The sequence below is a fragment of the Nocardia sp. NPDC004568 genome (genome assembly GCF_040609955.1).
Lineage (GTDB): Bacteria > Actinomycetota > Actinomycetes > Mycobacteriales > Mycobacteriaceae > Nocardia.
The window spans coordinates 1-17,995 of record NZ_JBEXLL010000015.1 but is presented as its reverse complement, the minus strand read 5'-3'; the positions used below and the strand labels follow the sequence as shown (position 1 = coordinate 17,995).

18 protein-coding genes are annotated in these 17,995 nt (G+C 70.0%); 9 read left to right on the top strand and 9 right to left on the bottom strand.

Going from position 1 to position 17,995, the window contains the following annotated elements:
- Window positions 1-51 precede the first annotated feature (51 nt).
- The 3 genes from ABZV91_RS10100 to ABZV91_RS10090 are packed head-to-tail and all read left to right on the top strand — an operon-like array spanning window position 52 to window position 1,184.
- Window positions 52-390, top strand: coding sequence for a hypothetical protein (locus tag ABZV91_RS10100; protein WP_355238309.1), 339 nt, complete (start codon window positions 52-54; stop codon window positions 388-390).
- A 47-nt stretch (window positions 391-437) separates the two neighbouring features.
- Window positions 438-827: a YchJ family metal-binding protein gene (locus ABZV91_RS10095; RefSeq protein ID WP_355238306.1), complete on the top strand. Its 390-nt coding sequence runs from the start codon at window positions 438-440 to the stop codon at window positions 825-827.
- A gap of 54 nt (window positions 828-881) precedes the next feature.
- A complete protein-coding gene (locus ABZV91_RS10090; RefSeq protein ID WP_355238303.1) occupies window positions 882-1,184 on the top strand; it encodes a SelT/SelW/SelH family protein in 303 nt (100 codons plus the stop codon).
- A 75-nt stretch (window positions 1,185-1,259) separates the two neighbouring features.
- Here the strand turns inward: ABZV91_RS10090 and ABZV91_RS10085 are convergent, their stop codons facing one another.
- Window positions 1,260-1,481, bottom strand: a complete 222-nt coding sequence (locus tag ABZV91_RS10085) for a zinc ribbon domain-containing protein (RefSeq protein WP_355238300.1) — start codon at window positions 1,479-1,481, stop codon at window positions 1,260-1,262.
- A gap of 116 nt (window positions 1,482-1,597) precedes the next feature.
- On the opposite strand from ABZV91_RS10085, the gene ABZV91_RS10080 reads away from it, so the two are divergent.
- Window positions 1,598-3,169, top strand: coding sequence for a carboxylesterase/lipase family protein (locus ABZV91_RS10080; RefSeq protein WP_355238297.1), 1,572 nt, complete (start codon window positions 1,598-1,600; stop codon window positions 3,167-3,169).
- 41 nt (window positions 3,170-3,210) lie between these two features.
- Here the strand turns inward: ABZV91_RS10080 and ABZV91_RS10075 are convergent, their stop codons facing one another.
- From ABZV91_RS10075 to rfbD, 3 genes are read right to left on the bottom strand one after another with little or no spacing between them, the layout of a single operon-like run.
- The gene (locus ABZV91_RS10075; protein WP_355238295.1) at window positions 3,211-4,290 is read right to left on the bottom strand and encodes an NDP-sugar synthase; all 1,080 of its coding nucleotides are present in this window, start codon (window positions 4,288-4,290) and stop codon (window positions 3,211-3,213) included.
- 54 nt (window positions 4,291-4,344) lie between these two features.
- Window positions 4,345-5,247 (bottom strand): glycosyltransferase family 2 protein, encoded by a 903-nt coding sequence (locus tag ABZV91_RS10070; protein WP_355238292.1) that lies wholly within the window; start codon window positions 5,245-5,247, stop codon window positions 4,345-4,347.
- An 11-nt stretch (window positions 5,248-5,258) separates the two neighbouring features.
- A complete protein-coding gene (rfbD, locus tag ABZV91_RS10065) occupies window positions 5,259-6,128 on the bottom strand; it encodes a dTDP-4-dehydrorhamnose reductase (protein WP_355238290.1) in 870 nt (289 codons plus the stop codon).
- 214 nt (window positions 6,129-6,342) lie between these two features.
- Between rfbD and ABZV91_RS10060 the strand changes: the two genes are divergently transcribed.
- From ABZV91_RS10060 to ABZV91_RS10040, 5 genes are all read left to right on the top strand, one after another.
- Window positions 6,343-7,749, top strand: a complete 1,407-nt coding sequence (locus ABZV91_RS10060) for an LCP family protein (protein WP_355238485.1) — start codon at window positions 6,343-6,345, stop codon at window positions 7,747-7,749.
- Window positions 7,750-7,765: 16 nt separating this feature from the next.
- Window positions 7,766-8,485, top strand: coding sequence for a TIGR03089 family protein (locus tag ABZV91_RS10055; RefSeq protein WP_355238287.1), 720 nt, complete (start codon window positions 7,766-7,768; stop codon window positions 8,483-8,485).
- 208 nt (window positions 8,486-8,693) lie between these two features.
- On the top strand, window positions 8,694-9,998 hold the full coding sequence (locus ABZV91_RS10050) for a cytochrome P450 (protein WP_355238284.1): 1,305 nt from the start codon (window positions 8,694-8,696) through the stop codon (window positions 9,996-9,998).
- An 80-nt stretch (window positions 9,999-10,078) separates the two neighbouring features.
- On the top strand, window positions 10,079-10,474 hold the full coding sequence (locus tag ABZV91_RS10045; protein WP_355238281.1) for a Rid family hydrolase: 396 nt from the start codon (window positions 10,079-10,081) through the stop codon (window positions 10,472-10,474).
- A 26-nt stretch (window positions 10,475-10,500) separates the two neighbouring features.
- Window positions 10,501-12,027, top strand: a complete 1,527-nt coding sequence (locus tag ABZV91_RS10040) for an NAD(P)/FAD-dependent oxidoreductase (protein ID WP_355238278.1) — start codon at window positions 10,501-10,503, stop codon at window positions 12,025-12,027.
- On the opposite strand, the gene ABZV91_RS10035 is transcribed toward ABZV91_RS10040, so the two are convergent.
- The 5 genes from ABZV91_RS10035 to ABZV91_RS10015 all read right to left on the bottom strand — a co-directional run bounded on the left by ABZV91_RS10035 (window position 11,978) and on the right by ABZV91_RS10015 (window position 17,803).
- A complete protein-coding gene (locus ABZV91_RS10035; RefSeq protein WP_355238275.1) occupies window positions 11,978-12,904 on the bottom strand; it encodes a cation diffusion facilitator family transporter in 927 nt (308 codons plus the stop codon). The two genes, ABZV91_RS10040 and ABZV91_RS10035, sit on opposite strands and share 50 nt — an antisense overlap.
- Before the next feature lie 359 nt (window positions 12,905-13,263).
- Entirely contained in the window at window positions 13,264-14,478 is a 1,215-nt protein-coding gene (gene manA, locus ABZV91_RS10030; RefSeq protein WP_355238272.1) for a mannose-6-phosphate isomerase, class I, read from the bottom strand.
- Window positions 14,478-15,674 (bottom strand): tobH protein, encoded by a 1,197-nt coding sequence (locus ABZV91_RS10025; RefSeq protein WP_355238269.1) that lies wholly within the window; start codon window positions 15,672-15,674, stop codon window positions 14,478-14,480. The genes manA and ABZV91_RS10025 overlap by 1 nt, the downstream gene beginning before the upstream one ends.
- Window positions 15,675-15,788: 114 nt before the next feature.
- The gene (locus ABZV91_RS10020; protein ID WP_355238266.1) at window positions 15,789-17,165 is read right to left on the bottom strand and encodes a phosphomannomutase/phosphoglucomutase; all 1,377 of its coding nucleotides are present in this window, start codon (window positions 17,163-17,165) and stop codon (window positions 15,789-15,791) included.
- A gap of 254 nt (window positions 17,166-17,419) precedes the next feature.
- Complete coding sequence (locus ABZV91_RS10015; RefSeq protein WP_355238482.1) at window positions 17,420-17,803, bottom strand: DUF3499 domain-containing protein; 384 nt, start codon at window positions 17,801-17,803, stop codon at window positions 17,420-17,422.
- Between the last annotated feature and the right edge of the window lie 192 nt (window positions 17,804-17,995).

The window sequence follows — 17,995 nt, the reverse complement described above, 5'->3', positions numbered from 1 at the left end:
CGCTCCGCCGGGGACTCCGCACCGCGGCCCACCATCGGGGAGAGGTTGGCGGTGGTGGATCGGCTGCTGGACGGCTCGGTACCCGCCGCCGGCGGTGTCTGGTCGCGGGCCACGGCGTGGATCCTGCGGATCGCGCTCGAACAGTCGGTCGACGATCTGTGGTCGCGGACCGAACCCGATCTCGCGCGGTGCCCGATGCGGGCCCAGCTCGTGGCGCTGCGGACGGTGACCGACCCGCTCACCGCCGCCCGGATCGCCGCCCTGTGGACCGCGCTGTCGCATGCCACTCATCACCACGACTACGAGCTCGCACCCGGTGTCATCGAGCTGCGTCGCTGGCGGGAGGACACCGCCCGGATCGCCACCGAGCTGGCCGCCGTACCGGGATGAGCGGGTGGTCGCGAAGGTGGCCGGCGCCCGCCGGGCACAATCGGAAGGTGGACGATACGACACCGTGCCCGTGCCGCCGCGGCGATATTCTCGGTGCGTGCTGCGGGCCGCTGCTGGCCGGTCGCCCGGCGCCCACCGCCGAAGCGCTGATGCGTTCCCGGTTCACCGCCTTCGCGGTGGGTGATACCGGGTATCTGCTGCGTACGTGGCACGCCGATACGCGGCCCGCCGAACTCGAACTCGATCCCGCCCGGCGCTGGCTCTTCGTGGAGATCGGGCATACGGCCGGGGGTGGTCCGTTCGACGACACCGGGACCGTCGAGTTCACCGCGCACTATCGGGATCCGGGTGGCCGTGGCCGGTTGCACGAGATCAGCCGGTTCCGGCGGGTCGACGGCTGCTGGCAGTACCTCGACGGGGAGGTCGACCGATGGTGACCGGCCGGGCCGGCCACCGGGCCACCGGGCCCGTCCGGCGGTAATCTGCCAGTCGTGTCGCGTATCGCCATCGAATACTGCACCCAGTGCCGCTGGCTGCTGCGTGCGAGCTGGATGGCCCAGGAACTGCTGACCACGTTCACCACCGATATCGGGGAGGTCGCGCTGATCCCCGGTGAGGGCGGCGTCTTCCGTATCACGGTCGACGACACTCAGGTGTGGGAGCGCAAGGCCGACGGGGGATTTCCGGATATCGCGGTCCTCAAACAGCGGGTGCGTGACCGGATCGCCCCGGAGCGCGACCTCGGCCATATCGACCGTGACCGCGACAGCGCGGGCCCCGACGCCGCGGGTTGACGCGTGCGCAGGGCCGCAGCAGTCGAGAGGGGCCGCCGCCGAGCGGCCCCGCCGGGCCGGGGCCCAGGACGCGGATCAGGCGCAGCAGCCGCCGCCGCAGCAGCCACCGCCGGTGGGCGCGGCGGGCGCGGAAACGGCCGGCGCGGCCGCGCGGCCGGTGGTCGCGAAGGTGGTCAGCAATTTCACCGTGTCGTCGTGGCCGTGCGGGCAACGCGCCGGATCCGACGCCTGCGCCATCGGGCGGTTGATCTGGAAGGTGTCGCCGCAGCTGCGGCAGCGGAACTCGTAACTCGGCATGGCCGAATTCTAGGGCCGCCCGGCGTACCTTTTTCGCGGTGCAACGCGACATTTCCGAAACCGAAGTGTAACCACTTCGGTCGTACCCTCGAATGCACAGGTAGAGGAGGTCTGTGATGAACGTCCAGTGCTTCGAGGTGACGCCTGCGGTGGGCGACGAGGGCGGCCCACTGGCGCGGACCGAGTTCGGTGCGGTCCGCGGTAGCCGGGAGGGCGCGGTAGCGGTCTGGCGGGGTGTTCCCTACGCCGCCGCAGCCGCCGGACCTCGCCGGTTCCGGCCGCCGAGGGCGCCGGAGCGCTGGGGCGGGGTGCGCGACTGCCTGGTCGCCGGCCAGATCGCACCGCAGGATATGAACAACACCGTGCCCATGGACCGCTCGCTGGAGATGGGCGAGGACTGTCTGTGGCTCAACATCTGGGCGCCTGCCACCGCGTCCGAGGAGCCGCGGCCGGTGATGGTGTGGCTGCACGGCGGCGCGTACTGCCTCGGCTCCGCGGCGCAGGGCGTCTACGACGGCCGCCACCTGGCCGAGACGGGTGACGTCGTGGTGGTGACGGTGAACTACCGGGTGGGCGCGTTCGGGTTCCTGGACCTGTCGTCGCTGTCCGACGAGTTCGTACCCAATCTGGGCCTCCTCGACCAGCTCGCGGCCCTGGAATGGGTGCGTGACAATATCGGGGGCTTCGGCGGCGACCCGGGAAACGTGACCCTCTTCGGGGAATCGTCGGGGGCCGGCTGTGTCACCGCGTTGCTCACCGCGCCGCGCGCCGCCGGGCTGTTCCAGCGCGCCATCGCACAGAGCCCGCCCGCCACGACCGTGTACGGGCAGGAACGCGCGGCCGGGGTGGCCGAACGTTTTCGTGAACTGATCGACCTGCCCCGGGCTCGGATCGGCGAACTGCTCGAATGTCCGCTCGCGCGGATCGTGCGGGCCGCCGCGGTCCTGATCGACGAGGTCCCGCTGCAAGCGCCGGGCACTCTGGCCGCGGCCCCGGTGGTCGACGAGGACCTGCTCCCGGGCTATCCCACCGACCGTTTCCGGGACGGGCGCTCGCATCGCGTGCCCCTCATCATCGGCACCAACAAAGACGAGGCGTCGCTGTTCCGGCTGTTCCGGTCGCCGATCATGCCGGTGACCCCGCAAGCGGTGAACACGATGCTCGAACAGGTAGAGGCGGGGCACCCGGGGCTGTCGGCGGAACGGCTCGCGGAGATCACCGCGGTGTATCCCGACCTGGCGAAGCCACGGGGTGCGCTGGCGATGTCCACCGACGCGGCGTTCCGGATGCCGGCCCTGTGGGTGGCCGACGGCCACGCCCAGCATTCACGAACCTGGATGTACCGTTTCGACCACGCCACGCCCATGCTGCGGGCGGCCCGCGTCGGCGCCGGTCACGCCACCGAACTGCCGTACGTGTTCGGCAACTTCGGCACCTTCGACCACGACCCCACCTTCTGGCTCGGCGGCCGTAAACAGGCCGCCGAGGTGTCGGGCCGGATGATGCGCCGCTGGCTGGCCTTCGCCGCCCACGGTGTCCCGGCCGCCCTGGACGGGTCGAAACACTGGCCGCCCTACCATCCGGAGTCACGGGACACGCTGCTGATCGACTCGATCGACCGGGTGGTCCCGGACCCCGAGGGCGACCTGCTCACCGCCTGGGGAGAACGCGCGGTGGGTTTCGCGTGAGCCCCGGACGGCCGGTGTAGGCCGGCCCGCCGGGAACACTTCTACACGTCGGTGGAGAACCTGATCCCGCCGTCGGGGATCTGCACCCCCGGCCACACCCGGGCACCGCGCAGCAGTTCGCAGCGGGCGCCCACGCTGGCGCCGTCGCCGATCACTCCGTCGCGGACCAGGGCGCGTGGCCCGATGCGGGCGCCGAAACCGATGATGGAACGTTCCACCGTGGCCCCGGCCTCCACCTTGGCGCCGTCGAACAGGACGGCGCCGTCGAGGCGGGCGCCGGCGCCCACTTCCGCGCCGCGCCCCACTACGGTGCCGCCGATGAGCAGGGCGCCCGGGGCGATCCCGGCGCCCTCGTGCACGAGGGATTCACCGCGCTGACCAGGTAGGGCGGGGGAGGGGGCGATACCGCGGACGAGGTCCGCGGAACCCCGGACGAAGTCCTCCGGAGTGCCCATATCCCGCCAGTACGAGGTGTCGACATGGCCCTGGACCCGGGCGCCTTCGGTGAGTAGCGCGGGGAAAACTTCGCGCTCCACCGAGACCGGGCGCCCGGCCGGGATCTTCTCGATGTATTCGCGCCGGAAGACGTAGCAGCCGGCGTTGATCTGGTCGGTCGGCGGGTCCTGGGTCTTCTCCAGGAAGGCCGTGACCCGGCCGTCGGCGTCGGTCGGGACGCAGCCGAAGGCACGCGGATCGCTGACCCGTACCAAGTGCAGGGTGACGTCGGCCTCGGTCTTCTCGTGCGTCTCCAGAATGGACGTCAGGTCGGTGCCGCCGAGGACGTCACCGTTGAAGACCATGACATTGTCCGCGGTGAGCCGGGACAGCACATTGCGGATGCCGCCGCCGGTCCCCAGCGGTTCGGTCTCGGTGACGTATTCGAGCTCGAGGCCGAACTCGGCGCCGTCGCCGAAGTACTCCTCGAAGACCTCGGCCTTGTAGGAGGTGCTGAGCACCACATGGGTGATGCCCGCGGCCGCGATCCGGGTCAGCAGATGGGTCAGGAACGGCAGCCCGGCCGTCGGGAGCATCGGCTTGGGCGCCGACAGGGTCAGCGGCCGGAGCCGTGTCCCCTTTCCGCCGACCAGAATCACCGCGTCAGCGCCTGCTTGTGATGCCATGGAGCTCCCTTGTTCCCATCCGATCATCGACCCGGCACGGTAACGGTCGGTTGTCTATCCGGCCTGCTCCCGATCCCGTGCACGCAGAGCGGATCGAACCGCAATCCGGCAGCGCACCGCAAGTCCGGCCTTCAGTGCCCAGCGCAGCGGGGCCTGCCACCAGTGCGGATGCCGGTCGGCCTGGAAGCGGTAGGCGCTGGCGTGGTGGGCGGGCAGCATCTTCTCGGGGTGCCGGCCGGCCGCGTGCCCCTTGGCGTGGGTGACCTCGGCGTCGGGCACGAAGACGTTGTGCCACCCGGCCCGGCCCATCCGGTCGCCGAAGTCGACGTCCTCCATGTACATGAAGTACCGGGAATCGAAACCCTCGATCGAGTCGAATGCCGCGCGCCGCACCAGCAGGCACGATCCGGACAGCCAGCCGACGGTGCGCTCGGAGATCTCCTCGTTCTCCTGGCGGTAGCGTCGGGTCCACGGGTTGGTCTTCCAGACGGCGCCGAGGATCGCGTGACCCGCGCCGTCCAGGATCCCGGGCACCGAGCGGGCCGAGGGGTAGACGCTGCCGTCGGGTTCGCGGACCATGGGCCCGATGGCGCCGGCCCGGGGCCAGCGCTGGGCCGCCTCGAGCATGATGTCGATGGAATCGTTGCCCCATCGGATATCCGGGTTGGCGATCAGCACGTATTCGAGGTCCGGGTCGAGTTCGGCGACGGCCCGGTTGATGGCGCCGCCGTAACCGATGTTGCCGCCGGTCGGTAGGAAACGCACATGGGCGTTGGCCTCGGCCACGAGTTCGGGCACGCCGTCGGTGGAGCCGTTGTCGGCCAGGATCACCTGCGGCTTCTCCGCGGTGGCGGTGGCCAGGGTGCTGATGAAATGCTCGAGGTGTTCGCCCGGCGAATAGGTGACCGTGACCACGGCCAGACGTGGGCGGTCGTGCGGGTTATCGGAAGCGCTCACAGCGCACTACCCTAACGGTCGGCCCGGGCGAGTGCCTCGGTCAGCGCGGATTCCCATGGACGCAAAGGTGTCAGTCCGGCCTCCCGCCAGGCGGTCCCGGACAGCACCGAGAAGGCGGGCCGGGGGGCGGGCCGGGGAAATTCCGCGGTGGTGCACGGCCGGACCCGCTCGGGGTCGGCGCCGATACCGGCGAATACGGCGCGGGCCAGGTCGTACCAGCTGGCCCGGCCGGAGTTCGTGGCGTGTAGCACAGCGGGTGCGGTGGGGGTGGCCGCGAGTTCGAGTAGTCCGGCGGCGAGGTCGGCGGCGAAGGTCGGGGAGCCGATCTGATCGTCGACCACGGAGACGGTGTCGCGTTCCCTTTCCAGCCGGCGCATGGTGGCCACGAAATCGGAGCCGGTCCCGGCGTATACCCAGGCCGTCCGCACGATATGGGCCCGCGGGCACAGTTCGCGCACCGCGCGTTCCCCGGCGAGTTTCGAACGGCCGTACACCGTGGTGGGTCCGGTGGGATCGGACGGTTCGTAGGGGCTGTCGGCGGTGCCGGGGAAGACGTAGTCGGTGGAGAGGTGGATGAGCCGGGCGCCGGCGCGCGCGCAGGCCGCGGCCAGTACCGCCGGGCCGGTCTCGTTACCGGCGAAGGCGGCACCGGGTTCCGATTCCGCCCGGTCCACCGCGGTGAACGCGGCACAATTGAGGACGATATCGCCGGGACGGACCACTGATTCCACCGTCGCTCGATCGGTGATGTCGAGCCGGGACCGGGTGAAGGCCCGGAGACCGGGTATCAGCCGGAGTAGTTCACCACCCACCTGACCACCCGCCCCGGTGACGAGGAGACGGTCGGCGATTTCGGTTGCGGGCGGTCGAGCGGCGTTCACCGGCCCAGTCTGGCACGCCGTCGGTCGCCGAATCGGGGTCACCGGGGCTGCTGTTGGTTAGCCTGCGTGGTGCGGAAGGTGTTTCGACGGCATACGCGAAGTGGGTCGGGGTCCTCGACCGATCCGTAAGGGGAGAGGAAGTCCAAAGGTGGCGCAGCGTGGGGAGCCGACGTTGTGGAGCCCGGTGCGGGTACTGGTCGCATCGGTTGCTCTGATGGTGCTGGTGGCGACCGGGTTCGCCTGGCGCGGGGTGGATTCCCTGGTCTCGAATATCGAGCGGATCAGCGATCTGGGCCTGGGCGGGCATACCGACGGCGCGGTCGACATCCTGCTCGTCGGCGTGGATTCGCGCACCGACGCCAAGGGCAACCCGCTCAGCGACGCCGAACGGGCCATGCTGCACGCCGGGGACGAGATAGGCACCAATACCGACACCATCGTGCTGGTGCGCGTGCCCAACGACGGCCGCTCGGCCACCGCCATCTCGATTCCCCGCGACGCCTACGTCGATATACCGGGTCTGGGCAAGGGGAAGATCAATTCCGCCTACGGGGTCACCAAACAGACCGTGCAGGACGATCTGCTCGCCGAGGGGGTTTCGGCGGACGACGCCGAGGACCGGTCGACCCAGCGCGGGCGGCAGGCGCTCATCGAATCGGTGGCCGGGCTCACCGGAATCACCGTCGATCACTACGCCGAGGTCTCCCTGCTGGGTTTCGTGCTGCTCACCGACGCGGTCGGCGGGGTGGATGTCTGTCTGCGTCACGCGGTCGACGAGCCGCTCTCGGGAGCGTATTTCCCGGGCGGCCGGCAGAAGCTCGACGGCCCGCAGGCACTGAGCTTCGTACGGCAGCGCCACAATCTCGAACGCGGCGACCTGGACCGCATCGTGCGACAGCAGGTGTTCATGGCCCAGCTGGTCCATCAGGTCGTGAGCGCCGACACGCTGAGCAATCCGAGCAGGTTGCGCGAACTCAGCGACGCGGTGGGCCGCACCGTCGTACTCGACGAGGGCTGGGATCTGATCGGGTTCCTGAACCAGCTGCAGGACCTCACCGCCGGGGAGGTCACCTTCGAGACCATCCCGGTCGCCGATCTGAACGGCACCACCACGAACGGGGAGTCGGTGGTGCGGGTCGATCCCGACGAGGTACACGACTATGTCGCCGCACTGGTCGGGGAGGAACCCACCAGCCGCCCCGCGACCGAGACCACCGCCCCCGCGGTGAATCCGGAGAACGTCCAGGTCTCGGTGTACAACTCCAGCACGGTCTCGGGCCTGGCGAACGCGGTCGCCCAGGAACTCCTCGGTCTCGGTTACACCCAGGGGGCCGTGGGTAACTATTCCGGTGGGTCGGTGTCGCAGAGTCAGGTGCGCGCTCCCTCGGCGTCGGATCCGGGCGCGAAGGCGGTCGCGGCCGCGCTGGGCGGGATTCCCGTCGTCTCGGATCCGTCGATAGCGACGGGAGCGGTGAGCGTGGTGCTGACGAGCGACTACGCTGGCCCCGGATCCGGTAGCGGAGATGTGATCGATTTCGGCTCTACGTCGACCTCGGCCACTCCGGTGCCGCCCGCGCCGCCGATCGCGGCGGCCGAAGACGGACCCACCTGTGTGAATTGAGCGCCGAAAGCAGACGATGCGTGACATAGACCAGGCAACGACCCTTCCCGAAGCGGTGCTCGAGCCGATTCTGGACCGCGAACCGGCCGCCCCCCGCGTCACCTGGTACGACGACGCGACCGGCGCCCGGATCGAGCTGTCCGGGCTCACCCTCGCCAACTGGGCGGCCAAAACCGGCAATCTGATCCGCGACGAGTTCGGGCTCACCCCGGGCGCGCGGGTCGCGGTGCTGCTACCCGCGCACTGGCAGACCGCGGCCGTCCTGCTCGGCTGCTGGTGGGCGGGAACCGAAGTGGTGCTGCACTCCGACCCCGACGCGGACCTGGTGTTCGCCGCCGCGGACCGGTTGGCCGACACCGAGGACGCACCCGAGGTGGCGGCGTTGTCGCTGGACCCGATGGGCGGGCCGGTCCGTGACCTGCCGATCGGGGTCACCGACTACGCGACCGCGGTGCGCGTGCACGGGGATCAGTTCCTGCCCGGCGGCACCGGCGCGGCACTTGACGGGATGCCGGTGTCGGAGGTGCTCACCGAGGCCCGTAAATCCGCCGCCCGGCAGGGTTTCGCCGAAGGCGACCGGGTGCTGTCCAGCGCCTCCTGGGATACGCCCGCCGAATTGATCGACGGCTACCTCGCGGTGCTCACCGCGGGCGCCTCCCTGGTCCAGGTCGCCAATCCCGACCCGGCGCTGCGGGAGCGGCGGGTGGAAAGCGAACGGGTCACCTGCATCCTGTGATGGGTCGTCTCCTACCACGGTAGGGCCGGAGTTCCGACTCCGGCAGGTTCCCCGGCCGCCGCGCGTTCCGTAGCGTTCGTAGCGGTGGTCCTCCGGTGCCGGTGGCCGTCGAACGCGACCGGGCCGACCGGCCGCCGGTCGTGCCTACCCGGGCCCGCCGGGCGGGCGGGGCGCAGGGAAGCCGTCGGCCCGACAGGAGTGGGTGGGAATGAAACCGCAGTACGTGTTCCGCTGGGTGAATCAGCACGGGCTGATCCGCGTCGCGAAGAAGGCGCAGCTGCGCCGGGGGGATCTGTTCGCCCGCCTCAACGGCGGACCCGAGGGGATCGCGAACCCGTACCCGTTGCTCGAGGAACTACGCGGGGAGGGCGGAATACACCGTGCCGGGCCGCTCTGGATCACCCTGGATCACGCGGTGGTCCGGGAAGTGCTCCGGGACAACCGTTTCGGGGTGGGTATGCCCGCCCTCGTCCGGCTGCCCGGATTCGCCCGCCGTGCCCTGGAGCGGCGCCCGATCCCGGCCAATCCCGTCGATCCGCCCTCCATGTTGATGATCGATCAGCCCGAACACACCCGGATGCGCAAACCGGTCGCGGCGGCCTTCACCCCGCGGGCCATCGGCCGCCTGCGGGATCGGGTCGTCACGGTCACCGACGAACTGCTCGCCGACCTGCCCGACGACGCTCCGGCCGATCTGGTCGGCCGGTTCGCCGCGCAGGTGCCGATCGCCATCATCTCCGAGATGCTCGGGTTCCCCGACCGTGATCGGCAGATGTTCCTGCGCTGGGGCGATGCCATCAGCCCGCTGCTGGATATCGGGATCTCCTGGAGCGCCCACGAGCGCGCCATGCGTTCCTCGGAAGCGGTTCAGGAGTATCTGCTCGACCATATCGACCGGCTGCGCGCCGAACCCGGTGACGATATCCTCAGCAGCCTGGTCCGCCAGGGCGACCTGTCCACCTACGAACTCTGCGCCTCGGCGACCCTGCTGATGGGCGCGGGTTTCGAGACCACGGTCAACCTCATCTCCAAGGGCATCGTGCTGTTGCTCGAGCATCCCGATCAGCTCGCCCGCCTGCGGGCCGAGCCGGAGCTGTGGCCCGGCGCGGTGGAGGAGATCCTGCGTTTCGATCCCCCGGTCCAGACCACCGCGCGGCTGGCGCACACCGACGTGGACATCGCGGGTAAGCGATTGCGCAGGGGTGCCACCCTGGTGCTGTCGCTGGCCGGCGCCAATCGCGATCCGGCGATGTTCCCCGATCCCGCCCGCTTCGACATCACCCGCCCCAACGCCAAGGAACATCTCGGCTTCAGCAGCGGTATCCACGCCTGCCTCGGCGCCAGTCTTGCCCGGATGGAGGCGGCCCACGCATTGCGCGCGCTCTTCGAACAGTTCCCCGAACTCCGGATCGACGGCACCCCGCGGCGACGGCAGCTGTACACGCTGCACGGCTACGAGACCCTGCCGGTCCACACCGGTCCCCGGGTTCGGGCCGGGCAGTCCATCGCCTGACCCGCGACGGTGATGTCACACTCGGCGGGCGAGAATCGTCGGATCCTTGTCGAACAGTCAGCACATCGAGGAGATCCGGTATGTCCATCGAGATCAGCAATCCGGCCGCCCTGCACGATCCGGTCCCGTTCGGCTACAGCCATGTGGCCGTCACCCGCGGGGAACTGGTGTTCGTAGCCGGGCAATACGATTCCGACGCGCAGGGTGCCACCACGACCGATGATTTCGCCGGTCAGGTGGAGCGGGCGTTCGCCAATCTGGGCACCGCGCTGCGTTCGGTGGGCCTGGATTTCGCCGATATCGCCCAGCTGCGCACCCATATCGTCGACCACGGTCCGGAGAAACTGGCCGTGGTCGGCGCGAAGATCGCCGAGATCTGGGGTGCCCGGCCGCCGGTCCAGACACTGACAGGCGTCGCGGCCCTCGCGCTCCCGACAATGCAGTTCGAGGTGGACGCGGTGGCTGTCCGACCCTGAACCGTCCGAGAAGGCAGAATCGGGGGATGGCGGATGTCGTAGTGGTAGGTTCCGGCCCCAACGGCCTCGCGGCGGCGGTGACCATGGCCGCCGCGGGCCTCGAGGTCGAGGTGTACGAGGCCGCGGACACCCTGGGCGGCGGTTGCCGGACCGCGGAGACGACCCTGCCCGGGTTCCGGCACGACGAATGCGCGGGTGCCCATCCCATGGCCCTGGCCTCCCCCTTCTTCCAGGCGTTCGATCTCGCCGCGCACGGGGTCGAACTGCTCACGCCGGAGGCCTCCTACGCCCATCCACTCGACGGCGGCCTCGCCGGGATCGCGTGGCGGGACCTGGAACGGACAGCCGACGAGCTGGGACCCGACGGTAAGGCCTGGCGATCGCTGTTCGCACCTCTGGTCCGGGACTGGCAGCACGTCGTCCGCACCGCCATGTCGGATATGCGGCGCATCCCCTTCAGTCCCGCGACCGTCCGGTTCGGTCTGCGCATGCTCGAACAGGGCTCCTCGCTGTGGAACACCCGCTTCCGTGACGGGGTCGCGCCCGCGTTGTTCACCGGAGTCGCCGAACACGTCATCGTCCCGCCCCGGCAGCTACCCGCGGTGGGCGCCGGCCTGCTGCTGGCCACCCTCGCCCACGCGGTGGGCTGGCCCGTACCGCGCGGCGGCAGCCAGGCGATCATGGACGCGCTGGCCGCCGACCTGCGCCGGCGCGGCGGCCGGCTGCACACCGGCCACCGGGTGGACTCCCTGGCGGAATTCCCGGCCGCTCGCGCGGTCCTCTGCGATATCGCGCCCGCCGAACTGACAAGGATCGCCGGCGACCGGCTGCCCGCCGGATATCGCCGCCGGCTCGACCACTATCGCTACGGCGGCGGCTCCTGCAAAGTGGACTTCGCGCTATCGGGTCCGGTGCCGTGGCAGGCGCCCGGATGCGCCGAGGCCGGCACCCTGCACCTGGTCGGCAGCCGGGCCGAGGCGATGGCCGCCGAACACGCGGTAGCCGCCGGAATCCACACCAACCGTCCCTTCACCCTGGTCATCCAGCCGGGCGTCGTCGACCCGACCCGGGCCCCCGCCGGCCGGCACACCCTCTACGCCTACGCGCACGTACCGCACGGCTCCGACCGGGACGTCAGCGAACTCGTCGCCGACCAGATCGAACGATTCGCCCCCGGATTCCGCGACCTCGTCCTCGCGAAACATGTGCGGACGGCCGCCGAAATGCCCGCCTACAACGCCAACTATGTCGGCGGCGATATCAACGCGGGCGCGATGACCCTGGCCCAGACCGTTTTCCGCCCGGTACCGCGCTGGAACCCGTACAGCACCGGGATACCCGGGGTCTACCTGTGCTCCTCGGCCACCCCGCCCGGCGGTGGCGTCCACGGAATGAGCGGCGTCCACGCCGCCCGGCACGCGCTGCGCACGGTGTTCGGCAATCGCGCCGACCCGTACCGGCTGCTCACCGCGGACACCGCGCCGAATCCGGCGTCCCAGGAACCTAGGCCTCGCCCGCGGTCGCGCGATACAGGTCCGGCTCCAGATAGATGATCCGCGCGGCCGGGACCGCCGCCCGCACCCGGCTCTCCGCCGCATCGATACCGGCCGCGATCTGGGCGATATCCAATCCCGGCGCCACCGCGACCTTCGCCGCCACCAGCATCTCCTCCGGGCCCAGATACTGCGTCTTGATATGGATCAGGCGGTCGATCGTGGTGCCGTCCACCAGGTTCTCGCGAATCGCCCGGTCCTCCGCGGCGGTCGCGCCCTCACCGATCAGCAGACTCTGCATCTCGATGATCAGCACGATCGCGATCACACCGAGCAGGCCGCCGATCGCCAGCGTGCCCACGCCGTCCCACACCGGGTCCCCGGTCACCATCGTCAGCCCCACGCCGCCGAGCGCGAACACCAGACCGATCAACGCGCCGGTATCCTCCAGCAGCACCACCGGCAACTCCGGGCTCCGCGAATTGCGAATGAACTGCCACCAGGTCGCCTGCCCCTTCAGCGGCGCCGACTCCTTCACCGCGGTGCGGAAACTGTAGGTTTCCAGGGCGATAGCGATCACCAGGATCACCACGGCGACGATCGGCGAACTCAACTCCTCGGGATGCTGGATCTTGTGCACACCCTCGTACAGGGCATATACCGAACCCAACGTGAACAGCACCAGCGCCACCACGAACGAATAGAAGTAACGGCTGCGCCCGTACCCGAACGGATGCAGTTCGTCGGCCTGCTGCGCGGCCCGGTTCTGCCCGAACAACAACAAACCCTGATTGGCGGTATCGGCGACCGAGTGCACACCCTCCGCCAGCATCGACGCCGACCCGGTGATCGCGGCACCCACGAACTTGGCCACCGCGATCCCGGCGTTCGCCGACAACGCGGCAAGAATCGCCCTCTTACTTCCACCAGCCGACATCCGCCACCCTCCTGCTAATACGACTACGACAGCCGCGCAACAGCCTATGCTGTGTCCGATTGCGGCGCCTCCGGCGGCGCGGGGTCGAGGCCCCCTCGGGACGCGCTTCGACCCTTTCAGGGCCTCGTAAGACTCGGCACCGCGAGGGTCCAGGTATTCGTAGAGGCGATCAGATGCCGGGCCGGCCGGACGGTCGATTCGGCATTCGACCCGGACATCGAATGCCGACGCAACCGCATGTGTCGAGTGTTGCGAGACAAGGGGGCCTCGACCCCGCGACGCCACAGGCGGTGCCGATTACACAGCGACGCCGCAGGCGGTGTGCCGATTACACAGCGCCGACGCAGGCGGTGTGCCGATTACACAGCGCCGACGCAGGCGCAGAACAAGGTGGCGGGTTCGTCCGTGGCCTGGGCGCGAATGTCCTTGTCCGTCGCCGAGACCCACGCGGCCGAGCCGCGGGCCAGGGTGACCTTCGAATCGCCGTCCAGCAAGCGGGCCGAGCCGGATGTGCACAGCACGATGCCCGGGCCCGCGTCCGTCAGGGGTACCAGGGCCGATCCGGCTGTGAGGTCGAAGCGGCGCAGCGCGAATTCGGGGGCCGGGGTGTCGTAGCGGACGGAACCGTCGCCGGCGGGCCGGGGGAGGACCAGGGGCAGGTCGATCGGTTCGAAATCCAGCACTTTCAGCAGTTCCGGCACATCGACGTGTTTGGGCGTGAGACCGCCGCGCAATACATTGTCGGAGTTGGCCATGATCTCCACCGCCACGCCGTGCAGGTAGGCGTGCAGATTGCCGGCGGCGAGGAACAGGCCCTGACCTGGTTGCAGGGTGATCCGGTTCAGCAGCATCGCGGCCAGCACGCCGGCGTCGCCGGGATAGGCTTCGGCCAGTTCCAGGGTGGTGCGGGCCTCGGCGGCGAATTCGCGTTCGGCATTGGACAGATACCGCACGCAGCCGTCCAGCACGGTCGGCAGCAGGGTGTCCAGTACGGTCGGCGGGAGGGTGATCCAGCTGGTGAACAGGGTCCGCAGGCCGTCGGAATCGGGTTGGGCGGCAAGCAGGTCGGCGTACTGGGCCAGTTCGGCGACCCGCAGCGCCCGGAACAGGTCCACGGTGCGCAGCGGGTCGCGGAAACCGGCGAGCGCCTCGAAGCGCTCCAGCGCGACCACCAGTTCGGGTTTGTGGCTGTCGTCGCGGTAGTTGCGCATCGGGGAATCGAGCGGCACCTGGGTGCGGTTCTCCCGGGCGAATCCGGACCGTGCCTGTTCGGCGCTCGGATGTGCCTGCAACGACAGCGGCTCCTCGGCGGCGAGGATCTTCAGCAGGAACGGCAGCCGGTCGCCGAAGCGGGCAGCGGCCGCGCCGAGCTCCTCGCCGGGATTCTCCGACACCACCTCCAGCAGCGATCGGGTGCCGTCGTCGGTGTGCAGGTAGGCGGGATCGGCGGGATGGGCACCGAACCACAGTTCCGCTTCCGGATGTGCCGACGGGACCTGGCGCCCGCAGAGTTCGGCGAGCGCGGTGCGTGAGCCCCAGGCGTACGAGCGCAGCGCACCCACGAGTTCGTGCACTAGTAGCGTCCCCCGTCGTAGCTGTCCGGATCGCTCGCCGCGATCGCCCGGCCACCGATGAGCCGCAGATAGGCCGCCGTCATCTCCCAGCGCAGCGCGAGCACGGCGAGACGTTCCAGTTCGCCGCCGATCGGAGCGGGCACCGGCTGGGGGTCCGCCGATCCGGCGCGGGCGGGATCGGCGGGGATCGCTTCGAGCTCCGCGGTGACCAGGTCGGCGTCCACGGTGCCGCCGCCCGCCCCACCGAATACCGCGATCCGGCGGCGTGCCGCGACGATATCGGAGTCGGTGCTGCACACGAAGATCCGCTTCTTCTCCACCGGCGGCGGGCCGTCGAGCTGCTCGTCGTGGAACAGCGGGTCGTAGTCGGGAGCGGCCGCGGTGGCGGCGTTCACCAGGCGGGGCAGCGCGGTCACGGCGACGGCGAGGTCCACCGCGGTCGCCGTGCGGCCCGCCGATTGCAGTAGCACCTCGGCCGCGTGCACGGCCAGCCCAGTGGTGGCTTCGGTGTCACCGGCGAGGATGAGTCCGCGCTGCTGGGTGCGCGCGGCCAGATTCTTGGCGGGATTGTGGAAGACCTCGTGCTGCGGACCGTCGCGCAGGGCCTCGGTGTCGAGGACGTCGGCCAGCTCGGCCAGTTCCGGCAGGAAGCCGGCGCCGCGGTGCCCGTCGAGGGTCCGTAGTACCGCGATGCCGACGCCTAGGTAGCGCAGCAGCCGGTTCTCGTCGAGCACCGGGACCCGGGGCGCGAGCAGTGCGGCTCGCCCGGCCGCGGCGGCGCGCAGCGGCCCTTCGTCCGGTGCCGCCACGACCACTTCCGCGCCGCGGCGCAGCGCGCGATCGACCGCATCGATGAGCCGTGGATCGCCGGCGTCGTCACCGGCCACCAGCACCACATCCAAGGGGCCGGCCCACGCGGGGACGGTGGCCACCTGGACCAGGGGCAGACTCGTTCGGTCACCGAGGGCCGCGACCAGCAGCGCGGCGGCCCGGGCAGCCCGCCCGGGCCCGGAGACCAGCAGCAGACTCCGCGGGCGCAAACCGTCGAGCCGGGTGAGCGCGCCTTCTGCCACGGCTGCCGCGGTGGCACGTACCTGGGCGCCACCGGACGCGGCCGAACGGAGGGCGCCGCCGGTATCGGCGGCTTCGAGCATTGCGGCATCGTCCAGATCGAGTACCGGGGTATCAGCGATCATCGGGCGTGGCACCTCCCCTCATCGCGCTGTTGTCGGTCTCGGCCGCGACCGCCCGCGGTGTGGACACCGGGTCTGGAACGGGCGAATCCACGGTGTGTATTTCCACTATTCCAGTCAGGCGCGGACGATGCGCAGGATCTCGGTCACGAGTGCGTCTACTTCCTCCTGCGACCTGGCTTCGACGTTGAGTCGTAGCAGCGGTTCGGTATTGGAAGCGCGCAGGTTGAACCAGGCATGGTCCGGTAGTTGCACGGTGACGCCGTCGAGCCGGTCCACCGAGACCGCGCGTTCGGCGAAGGCGTCGAGTACGGCGTCGGTCCGCGCGGCCGCGTCGTCGACGGTCGAGTTGATCTCGCCGGAGGCGGCGTAGGCGGTGTAGGAGGACATCAGCTCCGATACGGGCCGCTTGTCCTCGCCGAGCGCCGCCAGTACGTGCAAGGCGGCCAGCATGCCGGAGTCGGCGCCCCAGAAATCCCGGAAGTAGTAGTGCGCCGAGTGCTCACCGCCGAACACCGCGCCCGAACCGGCCATGAGTTGTTTGATGAACGAATGGCCCACCCGCGACCGCACCGGATTACCGCCCAGCTCGGTCACCAGCTCCGGTACCGACCGCGAAGTGATCAGATTGTGGATGATGGTGGCCCCCGGCTCCTTGGCCAGCTCCCGTTCGGCGACCAACGCCGTGATGGCCGACGGTGAGACGGGGTCCCCCTGTTCGTCGACCACGAAACAGCGGTCGGCGTCACCGTCGAAGGCCAGGCCGATATCGGCCCCCGAGTCGCGGACCAGCGCCTGCAGATCCACCAGATTCTTCGGATCGAGCGGGTTGGCCTCGTGGTTGGGGAAGCTGCCGTCCAGCTCGAAGTACAGCGGTACGACCGTGACCTGCGGCAGCGCGCCGAGTACGGCGGGGACGGTATGTCCGCCCATCCCGTTTCCGGCGTCCACCGCCACGGTCAGCGGCCGGATACCGCCCAGATCCACCAGATCGCGCAGGAAAGCGGCGTAGTCGTCGAGCAGATCGGTCTCGGTGGCGGTACCGGGTTCGCCGTCGTACCCCGGCACCCCGGCCACCAGCTCCTCGGCGATGGTCGCCAGGCCGGTGTCCTGACCGACCGGCAGCGCCCGCGGCCGGCAGAGCTTGATGCCGTTGTAGCGGGCCGGGTTGTGGCTGGCGGTGAACATGGCGCCCGGGCAGTCGAGCCGGCCGGACGCGAAGTACAGCTGATCGGTGGACGCCAGCCCGATATGGACCACGTCCAGTCCCTGCGCGAGGACGCCCTCCGCGAAAGCCGCTACCAGCTCGGGAGACGAGGCACGCATATCGTGCCCGACGACGATGCGCCGTGCCTGCTCGCCCCGCATCAACCGGGCGAACGCGGCACCGGTGTCCCGCACGAAATCGGCGTCGAGCTGGTCGGCGACCACACCGCGAATGTCGTAGGCCTTGATCACCGCGTTCACGGACTCGGCAGAGCGGGCGACTGTCATGGCGACTACCCTAATGCTTGTGTTTTCGGCGCCGCCTACGGCATCGCGGGGTCGAGGCACCTGTCGAGCAACGCACCGGACCGAGCCGGGGTGCTCGGTCGGCGGCCCCGACCTCTTTCTGTTCGCCGAGGGCGTCCCCACCATTTCTCGCTATGCCCCGCTTCTCGGCTCTGTGTGGCAGGACCTCGCACGGGGAACAGCTTCGTGGACAGCCGCGTGTTCTCGGCGCCAGCGGCGCCACGAATAGACGCAGCTCAGCCGGGGGGATCGGGGAGTACCCGGAGATGACCGCGGCGGCCGGTGCGGGTGGGCTGGGGCGGCGGGGTGTGGTCGCGGTAACCGCGCTGATCGGGTTCCGGTGGGCGGCGGCGTAGCCCGGCCTCGCGCACGGCCTCGGCGAGGGCGGTCAGATCGTCGTCGTCGGGGCTGGTGGAGAAGCCGCCTTCGTGCCGGACCATATCCCAGCCCTTGGGGGCGGTGATCCGGGAGGCGTGGGTTCCGCAGAGATCCCAGGAGTGGGGTTCGGCCACCGTCGCCAACGGGCCCACCACGGCGGTGGAATCCGAGTAGACATAGGTGAGCGTCGCGACGGCCGGATTCTTGCAGCCGGGACGGCAGCAACGACGCATGGAGATCACGCCGATGAGCGTAACCCGCCACACCCACGCGAGTGGGGTAGACACGCTCATGGATCTGCTCGCCCACGGCGCGTCGCAGTGTGATTCGTGTCTAATTGCGGCGCCTTCGGCGCCGCGGGGTCGAGGCCCCCTCGGTCCCGCCGTTCAGGCCTCGAGACTTGCGCTTCGCGCGGGCGCTTTCGAGGCCTGAAC

Bases quoted from the DNA above. Each gene is read 5' to 3' on its own strand.
- ABZV91_RS10045 (WP_355238281.1), top strand. From the start codon at position 10,079: ATGTCCATCGAGATCAGCAATCCGGCCGCCCTGCACGATCCGGTCCCG.
- ABZV91_RS10035 (WP_355238275.1), bottom strand. From the start codon at position 12,904: ATGTCGGCTGGTGGAAGTAAGAGGGCGATTCTTGCCGCGTTGTCGGCG.
- ABZV91_RS10055 (WP_355238287.1), top strand. From the start codon at position 7,766: ATGCGTGACATAGACCAGGCAACGACCCTTCCCGAAGCGGTGCTCGAG.
- ABZV91_RS10025 (WP_355238269.1), bottom strand. From the start codon at position 15,674: ATGATCGCTGATACCCCGGTACTCGATCTGGACGATGCCGCAATGCTC.
- ABZV91_RS10085 (WP_355238300.1), bottom strand. From the start codon at position 1,481: ATGCCGAGTTACGAGTTCCGCTGCCGCAGCTGCGGCGACACCTTCCAG.
- ABZV91_RS10075 (WP_355238295.1), bottom strand. From the start codon at position 4,290: ATGGCATCACAAGCAGGCGCTGACGCGGTGATTCTGGTCGGCGGAAAG.
- ABZV91_RS10060 (WP_355238485.1), top strand. From the start codon at position 6,343: ATGGTGCTGGTGGCGACCGGGTTCGCCTGGCGCGGGGTGGATTCCCTG.
- ABZV91_RS10040 (WP_355238278.1), top strand. From the start codon at position 10,501: ATGGCGGATGTCGTAGTGGTAGGTTCCGGCCCCAACGGCCTCGCGGCG.
- ABZV91_RS10050 (WP_355238284.1), top strand. From the start codon at position 8,694: ATGAAACCGCAGTACGTGTTCCGCTGGGTGAATCAGCACGGGCTGATC.
- ABZV91_RS10080 (WP_355238297.1), top strand. From the start codon at position 1,598: ATGAACGTCCAGTGCTTCGAGGTGACGCCTGCGGTGGGCGACGAGGGC.
- ABZV91_RS10020 (WP_355238266.1), bottom strand. From the start codon at position 17,165: ATGACAGTCGCCCGCTCTGCCGAGTCCGTGAACGCGGTGATCAAGGCC.